Raw genomic sequence first — 12661 nt, 5'->3', positions numbered from 1 at the left:
CTGATACATCCAGGAGTGATCCATGCGCACCCAGAGCCGACGGAGGCCGCGCGCGCTCGCCGCGGCCGCCGCAGGGACGCTGCTCGCCCCGCTGCTCTCCGGTTGCTGGGCCGGAGCGGGCGGAGCGGGCTCCGGTGGCAACTCCATCAACGTCCTCATGGTCAACAACCCCCAGATGATGGAGCTGCAGAAGCTCACCGCCGCCCACTTCACCAAGGAGACCGGCATCAAGGTGAACTTCACCGTGCTGCCGGAGAACGACGTCCGCGACAAGATCAGCCAGGACTTCGCCAACCAGGCCGGCCAGTACGACGTCGCCACCCTGTCCAACTACGAGATACCGATCTACGCCAGGAACGACTGGCTGCACGAGATGGACTCGTACGTGGCCAAGGACCCGGCGTACGACGAGCAGGACGTCCTCAAGCCGATGCGCCAGTCCCTCACCGGCGAGGACGGCAAGCTCTACGGACAGCCCTTCTACGGCGAGTCGTCCTTCCTGATGTACCGCAAGGACGTGTTCGAGGCGAAGGGCCTCACGATGCCCGAGCGCCCGACCTGGACACAGGTCGCCGCACTCGCCGCCGAGGCCGACGGCGCCGAGTCCGGGATGAAGGGCATCTGCCTGCGCGGCCTGCCCGGCTGGGGCGAGGTCATGGCTCCCCTCACCACCGTGGTGAACACCTTCGGCGGCACCTGGTTCGACAAGAACTGGAAGGCACAGCTCGACTCCCCCGAGTTCGAGAAGGCGACGAAGTTCTACGTGGACCTCGTCCGCGAGCACGGCGAGTCCGGCGCGGCCCAGGCCGGCTTCGCCGAGTGCCTGAACAACATGACCCAGGGCAAGGTCGCCATGTGGTACGACGCCACGTCCGCGGCCGGTTCCCTGGAGTCGGCGAAGTCCCCGGTCAAGGGCAAGATCGGCTACGTACCGGCACCGGTCGAGAAGACGGACTCCTCAGGCTGGCTCTACACCTGGGCCTGGGGCATCCAGGACGCGTCGCGCAACCCCGACAAGGCCTGGAAGTTCGTCTCCTGGGCGTCCGGCAAGGAGTACGAGCAGCTGGTGGGCGACAAAGTCGGCTGGTCCGACGTCCCGGCCGGCAAGCGCGCGTCGACGTACACGAACGCCGCCTACCTCAAGGAGGCCGCCGCCTTCCAGGAGATGACCAAGGAGGCCATCGAGGGCGCCCGGCCCACCGACCCCGGGGTGCAGCCGCGGCCCGCGCCCGGCATCCAGTTCGTCGGCATCCCCGAGTTCACCGATCTCGGCACGAAGGTCTCCCAGGAGATCAGCGCGGCCATCGCCGGGCGCCAGTCCGTCGAGTCGGCCCTGAACAAGTCCCAGAAGCTGGCCGAGGAGATCGCCGAGGAGTACGAGGGACGATGACCGCGACAACGACAGCCCCCGTGGCCGCACCATCCGTACGCACGGAGAAGAAGCCCCCCTCCGGCCGCCTGCGCGCCTGGGCGACCCGGGCCCCGCTCCTGCCCGCCCTGATCTTCATGATCGCCGTGACCCAGCTCCCGTTCGTGGCCACGCTGGTGATCTCCTTCTTCGACTGGAACTCCCTCTATCCGGACGCCCGCAGCTTCACGGGCTTCGGCAACTACTTGGAGGTCCTCGGCGACGCGGCCCTGCGCAGGTCGGTCTGGACGACCATCCTGCTGACGGCCACCGTCGTCCTCGTCAGCCTCGTCCTGGGCCTCGGCCTCGCCCTCCTCCTCGACCGGAGGTTCCGGGGCCGCGGCCTGGTCCGTACGCTCCTGATCGCGCCCTTCCTGGTGGTCCCCGTGGCGGCGGCCCTGCTCTGGAAGCATGTGCTCTACAACCCCGAATACGGCCTGCTCAATGGGTTGTTGCACTATGTGGGCGGACCACAGCCGGACTGGATCTCCAACACCCCGCTGCTCGCCGTCGAGATGTCCCTCGTCTGGCAGTGGACGCCCTTCATGATGCTGATCCTGCTGGCGGGGCTGCAGAGCCGCGACCACCAGCAGATCGAGGCCGCGAAGGTCGACGGCGCGAGCGACTGGCAGGTCTTCCGCTATCTGACCCTCCCCCACCTGCGCCGCTATCTCGAACTGGGCGCCCTGCTGGGCTCGATCTACATCGTGCAGAACTTCGACGCGGTCTTCACCATCACGTCCGGCGGCCTGGGCACCGCGAACCTGCCCTACACCGTCTACCAGAGCTTCTACCAGGCCCACGAGAACGGCCTGGCCTCCGCCGCCGGCGTTCTGGTCGTCATCGGCTCGATCATCATCGCGACCTTCGCACTGCGCGTGGTCTCGTCCCTGTTCCGCGAGGAGGTGGGCCGCGCATGAGCGCCACCGCTGTACGTGAACGTCCCCGCACCACCGGGTCCGGCCGTCCCGGCCCCCGCCCCGTCAAGGGAAGGGGCCTCGGCCTGGTCGCCTGGCTGGCCGGCGTCGTCTTCTTCCTCCCCATCGCATGGATGGCGCTGACGTCCTTCCACTCCGAGGAGGACGCGGCGACCAACCCACCGTCCATCGGAGCCGCGCTCACACTCGACGGCTACCGCGAGTTCTTCGGCACGGGTGGCGGGGCGAGCCCCTGGCCCGCGCTGATCAACTCCACGGTGGCGTCCCTCGTGTCGACGCTCCTGGTCCTCCTCCTGGCCCTCCCCGCGGCCTACGCACTCTCCATCCGCCCGGTGAAGAAGTGGACGGACGTCCTGTTCTTCTTCCTCTCCACGAAGATGCTGCCGGTCGTCGCGGGCCTCCTGCCGATCTACCTCTTCGCGAAGAACACGGGAATGCTGGACAACATCTGGCTCCTGGTCATCCTCTACACGTCGATGAACCTGCCGATCGCGGTGTGGATGATGCAGTCCTTCCTCGCCGAGGTGCCGGTCGCCATCATCGAGGCGGCGCAGATCGACGGCGCGAAACTGCCGACGATCCTCGCCCGGGTCGTGGCGCCCATCGCCCTTCCGGGCATCGCCGCCACCGCCCTCATCTGCTTCATCTTCAGCTGGAACGAGCTGCTGTTCGCCCGGGTGCTCACGGGCGTGGTGGCGGAGACGGCCCCCGTCTTCCTCACCGGCTTCATCACCAGCCAGGGCCTGTTCCTGGCGAAGGTGTGCGCCGCCTCGCTCGTCATCTCCCTGCCGGTGCTCGCCGCGGGGTTCGCCGCCCAGGACAAACTGGTCCAGGGCCTGTCACTGGGAGCCGTGAAATGAAGGCCGCCGTCATCGAGTCCGTGGGAAAGGCCGTCGTCGCCGAGGTCCCGGACCCGACGCCAGGACCCCGCGAGGTCGTCGTGGAGGTCGCGGCCTGCGGGCTGTGCGGCACGGACCTGCACATCCTCCAGGGCGAGTTCGCGCCCGCACTGCCGATCGTGCCCGGGCACGAGTTCGCAGGCGAGGTCGTCGAGGTCGGCAGGCAGGTCACGGAGCTCTCGGTCGGCGACCGGGTGGCCGTCGACCCCTCCCTCTACTGCTACGAGTGCCGGTACTGCCGTACGGGCCACAACAACCTCTGCGAGCGCTGGGCGGCGATCGGCGTGACGACGGCGGGCGGCGCCGCCCAGTACGCGCTCGCCCCGGTCGCGAACTGCGTGAAGCTCCCCGAGCACATCCGTACGCAGGACGCGGCCCTGGTCGAACCCCTCTCCTGCGCGGTGCGCGGCTACGACGTGCTGAACTCCCGCCTGGGCGCCCACGTGCTGATCTACGGTTCCGGGACCATGGGCCTGATGATGCTGGAGCTCGCCAAGCGGACCGGGGCGGCGAGCGTGGACGTGGTGGACATCAATCCGCAGCGGCTGACCACGGCCGAGCGGCTCGGTGTCTCGGCGACGGCCACCGGTGCCGACGAGCTGGACCGGCCGCAGGGCTGGGACCTGGTGGTCGACGCCACGGGCAACGCGGCGGCGATCCAGGACGGTCTTGAGCGGGTCGCGAAGGCCGGCACGTTCCTGCAGTTCGGCGTGGCCGACTACGCGACACGGGTCACCATCGACCCGTACCGCATCTACAACCAGGAGATCACCATCACCGGCTCGATGGCCGTGCTCCACAGCTTCGAGCGGGCGGCCGAGCTGTTCGCGACGGGTGTCCTGGACCCGGACGTCTTCATCAGCGACCGGCTGCCCCTGGACCAGTACCCCCAGGCACTGGAGCAGTTCGCCTCGGGCGTCGGCCGGAAGATCGTGGTGGTCCCGTAGGAGGATCGGCCCCCGCGCCCCGGAAAGGGGCGCGGGGAACCGCCCGACGAGCCACCGGGGGCGAAAACCCTTGGGGCGGTGGGGCCTCGCCCGCCTACCATCCCCTCATGCCCCGCCCACACGGCTTCGCCTATGCCCACCACCCCGACGGCACCGTGACGATCACCCACGGAACCCGTCCCGCCACCACCCTCCGCGGTCCGAGGGCCGTCCAGTTCCTCGCGGAAGCGGAGTCCGGCGACCCGCAGCTGGTCATGGCCCGCTGGACGGGCAACTACAAGCGCGGCAACGAACGAACCGCCCGCGACCACCCCCGCAACCGACGCTGACCCAATTGGCCGCTTGGTAAGGGAACGGTAAAGCGGGTCCGCTCGTTCACCCGGCATGACAGCTATGACCCCCGGCTCGAACATCCCTCTCCCCGTCACCCGCGTGACGGTGGACGTCGCCGCCCCGGTGCGGCTCGACGTTTCGGGCCTGCTGCTCACCGCCGACGGCAAGGTGCGCTCCGACGACGACTTCATCTTCTACAACCAGCCGACCGGCCAGGGCGTGACGTACCGCTCCGGCGGCGGCAGCACCCCCGACTCGATCACGGTCGACACGACCGCCGTGCCCCCGGGCATCGAGAAGATCGTTGTCACCGCGAGCCCGGACGCCGCGGGCCAGACGTTCCAGGGCGTCGAACCGACGGCGACCATCCGCAACGCGGACGACGGCTCGGTCCTCGCCTCCTTCACCCCGCCCCAGCTCGGCTCGGAGACGGCCCTGGTGATCGTCGAGGTCTACCTGCGCAACGGCGCGTGGAAGGCCCGGGCGGTCGGCCAGGGATACGCGAACGGCCTGGCGGGCATCGCCACGGACTTCGGCGTGACCGTCGAGGAACCGGCCGCCCCGGCCCCGGTCGCCCCGCCGGCCCCCGCGGTCCAGGCGCCGGCGCCCCCGGCCCCGCTCGCCGCACCCGCCGCTCCGCCCGCGCCCCCGGCGGCCCCTGCCGCCCCCGCCCCGGGCGCCGGGAAGATCAATCTCGACAAGGGCCGCGTAAGCCTCCAGAAGAACCAGACCGTGTCCCTGGTCAAGGGCGGCCGCCCGTTCCTCTCCCAGGTGAAGATGGGCCTGGGCTGGGAGCCCGCGTTCCGCGGCAAGGACATCGACCTGGACGCGTCGGTCATCGCGTACGGCCCGCAGCGCAACCACATCGACAGCTGCTACTTCGGCAAGCTCTCGATCGTGAACGGCGCGATCAAGCACTCCGGTGACAACCTCACGGGCGAGGGCGGCGGTGACGACGAGGTGATCGTCGTGGACCTCGGCCGGCTCCCCCAGGACGTCACCGGCCTGGTCTTCACGGTGAACTCGTTCTCCGGCCAGAAGTTCACGGAGGTCGCCAAGGCCTACTGCCGGCTCATCGACGCCGCCACGGGCGAGGAGCTGGTCCGCTTCGACCTCACCAGCGCGGAAGCCCAGACCGGCGTGATGATGGCCAAGCTCATCAAGCAGTTCTCCGGCGAGTGGGAGATGACGGCGCTGGGCAACTTCGTCAAGTCCCGCACGGTCCGCGGCATGGTGAAGCCGTCCGCCCAGGCGCTGTAAGCAGCGCCCGGACCCATCGAGGTAGTACTGGGCCGGCTGCTGGACACGCACCCCGGCGAGGAAGTCCCGCACCTGCGCGACGACCTGCTCCCGGTGCGTTTCCAGCAGCCAGTGCCCGCCGAGGCACCCGGCGCCGGACCCCGCGGACGCTCCCTCTCCGCGTCCACCGGGCCCGACACCGTCACCGCCCTCGCCCCTCGCCCCTCGGCCGGCCCGGTCACATCTTCGTCGCGCCCGCCGCCAGGTCCCGCAGGAAGTGCCGGGCCCCGATCAGGAACACCACGATCAGCGGGATGACGCTCATCAGCGCTCCGGCCATCACCACGGCGTAGTCGGTGTTGTAGGCGACGTTGAGGTTGGCCAGGGCGACCTGGAGCGTGAGCCGGTCGGGGTTGACCAGGACGACCAGCGGCCAGATGTAGTCGTTCCAGATGCCGATGAACGTGAAGATGCCGAGGAAGGCCAGCGCGGGCCGGAACAGCGGCATCGCGACCTGCCAGTAGAGCCGGAAGAAGCCGGCGCCGTCGATCCGTCCCGCGTCGAGCAGTTCGTCGGGCAGCGAGTTCTGCGCGTACTGGCGCATCCAGAAGATGCCGAAGGCGTTGGCCGCGCCGGGGATGACCAGGGCCTTCAGCGTGCCGGCCCAGCCGAACTGGGCCATGGTGACGAACTGCGGCACCAGCGACAGCTGCGCGGGAATCATGTAGGTGGCCATCAGGGCGCCGAAGAGGAACTTCTTCGCCGGGAACTCGTACTTGGCGAAGGCGAAGGCGGCCAGGGAGTCGAAGAACAGCACCAGGACGGTGCCGGTGGTGGCGACCACCACGGTGTTGAACAGCGAGGTGAAGAAGTCGATCCGCTCGAGCACCTCCCCCATGTTGTGCAGCAGTTGGGTGCCCGGCACCAGCCTGGGCGGAGAGCTGAGGATGTCCTGGGTGGTGACGGAGGCCATCACCACCAGCCAGTAGAAGGGGAACATCGACACCAGCACCCCGAGGAGCAGGGCCACGCGGACCCAGATCCGGGTCGCCCGGCTGCCGGAACCGATGGCGAGCCCCGCGTTGGAGGGCGCGCGGTCGGCGGTCGCCGCGGAACCCCGTCGATGTTCAGCGGCCATTGCGGGCCCCCTTGCGCAGCGAGATGCCGCGGCGGCCGTCGCGGTCGGAGCCGGACACCAGCCGCCAGTTGATGACCGCGAAGAGCCCGATGATCGCGAAGAGCAGCCAGCCCATCGCCGCCCCGTAGCCGAACTGCAGGTCGTTGAAGGACTTCTGCCACAGGTAGAGCACGATGGTCATACCTTCCTGGCCCGGCCCGCCGGTGGTCCCGGGGTCGTCCGAGTAGAAGAGCACCTGCGATTCGGTGAAGATCTGCAGGCCGTTGATCGTCGACGTGATGACGGCGAAGAGGATCACCGGCCGCAGCTGCGGCACCACGACCCGGAAGAGGGTCTGCCGGCTGTTCGCCCCGTCGACCCGGGCGGCCTCGAAGAGTTCGGTGGGTATGGCCTGCAGCCCGGCCAGGAAGATCAGGGCGTTGTAGCCGACCCACCGCCAGATGATCATGATCGAGATCGCCGACTTGATGCCGAGCGAGGAGCTCAGCCAGCCGACGCCGTCCTCCACCCCGACGGCCTTGAGCATCGAGTTGGCCAGGCCGGCCTGGGCGAAGACCGAGCCGAAGACGATGGTCATGGCGACCATCGAGGTGACGTTGGGGATGAAGTACGCGACCCGCCAGGCGGACGCGTAGCGCACCTGCGAGTGCAGCAGGAAGGCGAGGACCAGGGCCAGGAACAGCATCGGCACCGTGGAGAGGAACCAGATCTGGAAGGTGTTGAGGATGGAGTGCCAGAACACCGAGTCCCTGAGCAGCCACTCGTACTGCTGCAGGCCGACGAAGCGCATGTCCCCGATGCCGTCCCAGTCCTGGAAGGACAGGTACAGGGAGAAGACCACGGGGAACGCGCCGAAGACGGCGAACAGCAGGTAGTACGGGGAGATGGCGAGGTACGGCGGAAGGTGGCGCCGCCACCGGCCGGACGGTGTGCCGGTGCCCGCCCCTCGGCCGTCAGCCCTCTCGCTCCGTTCGGCGTCGGGAACCCGCGCCGCGTCCGCGACGGTGGCCATGTCAGCTCACCCCCCGCTGGGACAGGGCGGATTCGGCGGCGTTCATGGCGTCCCGCCACGCTCTGTCGGGATTCTTGCCGAGCGTTTCCACGTTGGTCAGCTCCTGGAAGACGGGGGTGTTGGCGGTCGCCTCGTAGGGGCTGGAGAACGTGACCGGGGCCTTCTCGGCGGCCGGACCGAAGACGTCGACGGGGATCTGGCCGCCGAAGAAACGGTCGGGCCTGCGCATCGCCGGTCGGCTGTAGGCGGCCGGGGTGGTGGGGAACAGGGCCATCTCCTGATAGCTCTTCAGCTGGTTCTCGGGCCCGAGCATCCACTTCAGGAAGGCGAACGCCCCTTCCGGGTCACGGCAGTAGCGGGTGATGCCCACGTACGAGCCGCCGTAGTTGGTCGGCCCGGCGGGCATCCGGGTCAGCCGCCAGTTCCCGGAGGTCTTCGGTGCCACCTGCTTGAGACCGTTGATCGCCCACACCGCGTTGATCACCGTGGCGACCCGGCCGCGGCTCATGGCCGCGTTGTAGTCGGGCGTCGAGTCCAGAACCCGGGCGCTGAGCCCCTGGCGGTAGGTCTCCACGGCCACGTCCCAGGCGTGCTTGACGTGTTCCTGGTCGCCGATGAAGCGGTCGTCGGCGTCGACGAACTGCTTCGGGCTCTGGTACAGGACCATCCGGAAGACGTAGCTGATCTGGGAGACGAGGTACGGCTTACCCGGCGCCCGCTCCCTGAGGGTCCGCCCGACCCGGAGGTACTTCTCCCAGGTCGAGGTGGCCTGTGCGACCTCGTCCGGCTCGGTCGGCAGCCCCGCCTTGTCGAAGAGGTCTCGGCGGTAGAAGAGCGCGGTGGGTCCGGCGTCGAGAGGGAACCCGATCACCCGGCCGGACGGGGTGGTGGCGGCCTTCCACTTCCACTCCAGGTACTGGTCCTCGATCGCGCCCACGCCGAGGTCCCGCAGGTCCAGGAACTCCTGCTCGTCCGGGAAGAACTCCGAGACACCGGAGTTCACACACGCCAGGTCCGGCACATGGGCGCGGGCGGCCATGCTGGTGCGCAGCTTCGCCTTGTAGTCGCCGGCGATGGGCGACCCCTTCACCTTCAGCCCGGGCACCCCGGGCACGGAGCGCTTCGCGGTGGCGAGCAGCTTGTCGCTCAGGGCTCCCTGCCAGTACCAGATGCTGAGATGGTCGGTGCCCGCGGAGGCCGAGCCGTTGCCCGCCCCGCATCCCGACAGGCCGAGCACGGCGGCACCCGCACTGCCCAGCGAGGCCCCCAGCAGACCCCTGCGGGACATCGTTCGGTGTTCCATCGGCGCGCACTCACTTTCCGGGCACGGTCCGGCCGGGGCATGGCGCGGCCTCGGGCCCGTCTACGGGTGGGGGGAAGACCAGGACAACGATGTCGGCGGGTGTTTCCAGGGCTCGGGCCGACAGCGTCGCAGGGTCCGTGAGCGTTCACGTGAACGTTGCCGTCGAGTATCGGGGCGGCCGAAAACCAGTGTCAAGGGACGTACGAGGTCAATGTGCCGAGGCGGACCGGCAGTTCGCGCGGGATCAGGCGGAGGCTCGTACCACCAGCTCGGGAACCACCCAGGCGTCCGCGCCTCTCAGCGGTTCCTCACCGGCGCGCAGCCGGGCCACCTGCTCGACGGCCAGCCGGCCCAGCCGTCTCTTGTCGATGTGCAGGGTGGTCAGGGCGGGCTCCACCAGTTCCCCCAGCGACAGCCCGTCGAAGCCCATGACGGCCAGATCGTCGGGCACCCGGCGCCCGGCACGCCGAGCGGCCCGCATCGCGCCGACGGCGATCAGGTCGTTGAACCCGAAGACCGCGGTGACGTCGGGCCGGTCGCGCAACAGCCGCTCCATGCCCGCCTCGCCGCCCGCGACGCTGTGCTCGGGGCACAGCACGACCCAGCTTTCGTCGACGGGCAGTCCGTGCCGCCGCGCCTGGGCCAGGAAGGCCTCCCGCCGAGGGCCGGGAATCTCGAGCCGGTCCCCGTCCAGCATGCCGATCCGGCGGTGCCCCGCACGGACCAGATGGGCGATGCCCTGCTCCACTCCGACGGCGGCGTCGATTCCCACGGCCGCGAACCGGGTCTGCTGCGGCCCACGCTCCAGCAGCACCAGCGGCACACCTCCCAGCCGCCGGGCCAGGACGTCGTCCTCGTTCTTGAAGTACCCCACGACCGCGTCCGCCTGATGGGACAGCACGTCGAGTGCCTCGCGCTCCCTGGCGTCATCGGTACGGGAGTCCCACACGACCACCTGCCAGCCGCGCTGCTCGGCGGCCTCCAGCACACCGGCGGCCACCTCGGGGAAGAACGGGTTCATCAGGTCCGGGATGACCAGCCCCGCCGTCACCGTCCCCTTCCGCACCAGCCCGCGAGCGAACCGGCTCGGCCGGTAGTCCAGCACCCGCGCCGCCTCCAGCACCCGCTCCTTGGTACCCGGGTCGATCTCACCCTTGTCGTTGACGGCCCGTGACACCGTCTGGCGCGACACTCCGGCCAACTGGGCCACGTCATGAATAGTGGCCCGCCGGCGAGAGCCGTCAGGCCGTCCGGTAAGCGGCTCCCGCTGATCGTCACCCCACACGCCGAGCACTGTATCCGGCCACACGAGCACAAGCCCCCACACCCCGGCGTCACCCCAAGACGCATACGCCAAGGCGAACCCGCCGACACGCCCCACGCCACCCACCGCGAACCCGGTGACGCACGCCGGGCCCTCACCACGCACCCGCCGTGCACCCGCCAACGCACGCGGGGGCGGGGCCGTGCCGGTATGTCACGTTCGCAGCATAGGGCTCCCGCAAAAGACCCGTACTCATGACAACTCAGGGCAGTAGGCCCGGAAGGCTGCGAACGGACATACCGGCACGGCCCCGCCCCCACCACCCACGAGCCGGAACCTGGTGCACGAGGCACGAGGCACGAGGCACGAGGCACGAGGCACGAGGCACGAGGCACGAACAAGCGAGACAGTCAGAACAAGGCGCTGTAGGCATTCAACGCAGGCTGCCCACCGAGATGGGCATACAGCACGGTCGAGTCCGGCCCGATCTCCCCCCGACCCACCAGATCGACCATCCCGGCCATCGACTTCCCCTCGTAGACGGGATCGGTGACCATGCCCTCGGTCCGCGCGGCAAGCCGCATCGCCTCCAGCGTCACCTCGTCGGGAACGCCGTACGTGCCCGCGTGATACCGCCCGTCCAGCTCGACATCGGCCTCGGTCAACTCCGCCGCGACGCCGATCAGTTGCCCGGTGTTCTGCGCGATCCGCGCGATCTGCGCCCGGGTACGGCCGGGATCGGCCGACGCGTCGATGCCGATGACGCGCCGCGAACGGCCGCCCGCCTCCTCCAGCGCACGGAACCCGGCCACCATCCCCGCCTGCGTCGACCCGGTCACGGAACAGACCACAACGGTGTCGAAGAAGACGCCCGACTCCCGTTCCTGTTCGGCCACTTCGTAGGCCCACCCGGCGAACCCGAGCCCGCCGAGCGGATGATCGGAGGCTCCGGCGGGAATGGCGTACGGCTTCCCGCCCGCGCCCTCGACCTCCCGCAGCGCCTGCTCCCAGCTCTCCTTGAAGCCGATCCCGAACCCGGCTCGCACGAGCCGCACGTCCGCACCCGCGAGCCGGCTGATCAGGATGTTGCCGACCTTGTCGTAGACGGAGTCGGGCCAGTCGACCCAACTCTCCTGCACGAGAACGCACTTGAGCCCGGCCCGAGCGGCACAGGCGGCGACCTGCCGGGTGTGGTTGGACTGCACTCCGCCGATCGAGACGAGCGTGTCGCACCCCTGGGCGAGCGCGTCCGCGACGAGGTACTCGAGTTTGCGGGTCTTGTTCCCGCCGTAGGCGACACCGGAGTTGCAGTCCTCCCGCTTGGCCCACAGCGAGGCCCCACCGAGGTGCGCGGTCAGCCGCTCCAGCGGATGGACGGGCGAAGGCCCGAACAGGAGGGGGTAACGCTCGTACGAGGAAAGGGACATGGGTCCTCCCGGGGTCGGAATCAGTCGCCGTCGGCGAGGCCTTCGAGCCCGCGCCAGATCTCCGCGGTGACCCGGACCGCCTCGTCCACGTCACCGTCCGCACACGCCTCGATGAGCCGCTCGTGCAGTCCCGCCGAACGGCAGTTGCCGCCTTCGCCGAAGCGCCGCCGTTCCAGTCGGCGGATCAGCGGCGTGTACCGCGTGACGGTGGCCGCGACCGCGTGGTTGCCGCTCGCCCGCACCAGGACGTCGTGCAGTTCGTCATCGGCACGCAGGGCGGCGTCCACGTCCCCGGCGCGTACGGCGTGCGCGAACCGCGCGTTGGCCGAGCGCATCGCGTTCACGTCGGGCCCGCGCAGCCGGGGCACGGCGACCCGCGCGGCCAGTTCGTGCATGGCCCCGACCACGGCTGCGGCGTCCCGCACGTCGGCGGCGACCACCGGAGTCACCCGTGTGTAGCTCTGCGGCTTGCTCTCCAGCAGGCCTTCGTCGACGAGACGCGAGAAGGCATCCCGCACCGGCGCCCGGGACAGCCCGAGCCGCTCGGCGAACTCGGCGTCCCGCACGACCGCGCCCGGCTCGATCTCCCCGGTCACGATGGCGTCGCGGATCGCGGCGTAGGCCTGGTCCCTGAGCAGGGTGCGCGGCACCGGTCGCATGGCCTCCATGAACTGAAATGTTAGATGTCAGTCCGCAGCCACACAAGACCAGTACCCACCCGAGCCCGAGCCCGAGCCCGAGCCCTCAGGCCCC

At 69.7% G+C, this 12661-nt stretch carries 12 protein-coding genes; 6 read left to right on the top strand and 6 right to left on the bottom strand.

Annotated features, from left to right (window positions below; translation table 11 throughout):
* The first annotated feature begins 22 nt into the window (after positions 1–22).
* The 6 genes from O1Q96_RS12000 (at position 23) to O1Q96_RS11975 (ending at position 5785) form a co-directional block, all read left to right on the top strand.
* Positions 23–1390 (top strand): ABC transporter substrate-binding protein, encoded by a 1368-nt coding sequence (locus O1Q96_RS12000; protein ID WP_269248156.1) that lies wholly within the window; start codon positions 23–25, stop codon positions 1388–1390.
* Positions 1387–2328 (top strand): carbohydrate ABC transporter permease, encoded by a 942-nt coding sequence (locus O1Q96_RS11995; RefSeq protein WP_269248155.1) that lies wholly within the window; start codon positions 1387–1389, stop codon positions 2326–2328. The genes O1Q96_RS12000 and O1Q96_RS11995 overlap by 4 nt, the downstream gene beginning before the upstream one ends.
* The gene (locus O1Q96_RS11990) at positions 2325–3206 is read left to right on the top strand and encodes a carbohydrate ABC transporter permease (protein ID WP_269248154.1); all 882 of its coding nucleotides are present in this window, start codon (positions 2325–2327) and stop codon (positions 3204–3206) included. The genes O1Q96_RS11995 and O1Q96_RS11990 overlap by 4 nt, the downstream gene beginning before the upstream one ends.
* Complete coding sequence (locus O1Q96_RS11985; RefSeq protein WP_269248153.1) at positions 3203–4192, top strand: zinc-dependent alcohol dehydrogenase family protein; 990 nt, start codon at positions 3203–3205, stop codon at positions 4190–4192. The genes O1Q96_RS11990 and O1Q96_RS11985 overlap by 4 nt, the downstream gene beginning before the upstream one ends.
* 107 nt (positions 4193–4299) lie before the next feature.
* The gene (locus O1Q96_RS11980; protein WP_269248152.1) at positions 4300–4521 is read left to right on the top strand and encodes a hypothetical protein; all 222 of its coding nucleotides are present in this window, start codon (positions 4300–4302) and stop codon (positions 4519–4521) included.
* A 64-nt stretch (positions 4522–4585) separates the two neighbouring features.
* Positions 4586–5785: a TerD family protein gene (locus tag O1Q96_RS11975; protein WP_269253574.1), complete on the top strand. Its 1200-nt coding sequence runs from the start codon at positions 4586–4588 to the stop codon at positions 5783–5785.
* 217 nt (positions 5786–6002) lie between these two features.
* Here O1Q96_RS11975 and O1Q96_RS11970 read toward each other — a convergent pair whose 3' ends face one another.
* From O1Q96_RS11970 to O1Q96_RS11945, 6 genes are all read right to left on the bottom strand, one after another.
* A complete protein-coding gene (locus O1Q96_RS11970) occupies positions 6003–6902 on the bottom strand; it encodes a carbohydrate ABC transporter permease (protein ID WP_269248151.1) in 900 nt (299 codons plus the stop codon).
* Positions 6892–7914, bottom strand: a complete 1023-nt coding sequence (locus O1Q96_RS11965; RefSeq protein ID WP_269248150.1) for a carbohydrate ABC transporter permease — start codon at positions 7912–7914, stop codon at positions 6892–6894. The genes O1Q96_RS11970 and O1Q96_RS11965 overlap by 11 nt, the downstream gene beginning before the upstream one ends.
* Before the next feature lies 1 nt (position 7915).
* On the bottom strand, positions 7916–9202 hold the full coding sequence (locus tag O1Q96_RS11960; protein WP_269248149.1) for an ABC transporter substrate-binding protein: 1287 nt from the start codon (positions 9200–9202) through the stop codon (positions 7916–7918).
* 259 nt (positions 9203–9461) lie between these two features.
* Entirely contained in the window at positions 9462–10502 is a 1041-nt protein-coding gene (locus O1Q96_RS11955; RefSeq protein ID WP_269248148.1) for a LacI family DNA-binding transcriptional regulator, read from the bottom strand.
* A 389-nt stretch (positions 10503–10891) separates the two neighbouring features.
* On the bottom strand, positions 10892–11908 hold the full coding sequence (locus O1Q96_RS11950) for a 1-aminocyclopropane-1-carboxylate deaminase (protein WP_269248147.1): 1017 nt from the start codon (positions 11906–11908) through the stop codon (positions 10892–10894).
* A 20-nt stretch (positions 11909–11928) separates the two neighbouring features.
* Positions 11929–12576, bottom strand: a complete 648-nt coding sequence (locus O1Q96_RS11945) for a GntR family transcriptional regulator (protein ID WP_269248146.1) — start codon at positions 12574–12576, stop codon at positions 11929–11931.
* Positions 12577–12661: the final 85 nt, after the last annotated feature.

The sequence above is a fragment of the Streptomyces aurantiacus genome, assembly GCF_027107535.1.
GTDB lineage: Bacteria > Actinomycetota > Actinomycetes > Streptomycetales > Streptomycetaceae > Streptomyces.
The sequence above is the reverse complement of the archived record's forward strand: the minus strand, read 5'-3'. Positions and strand labels throughout refer to the sequence as shown.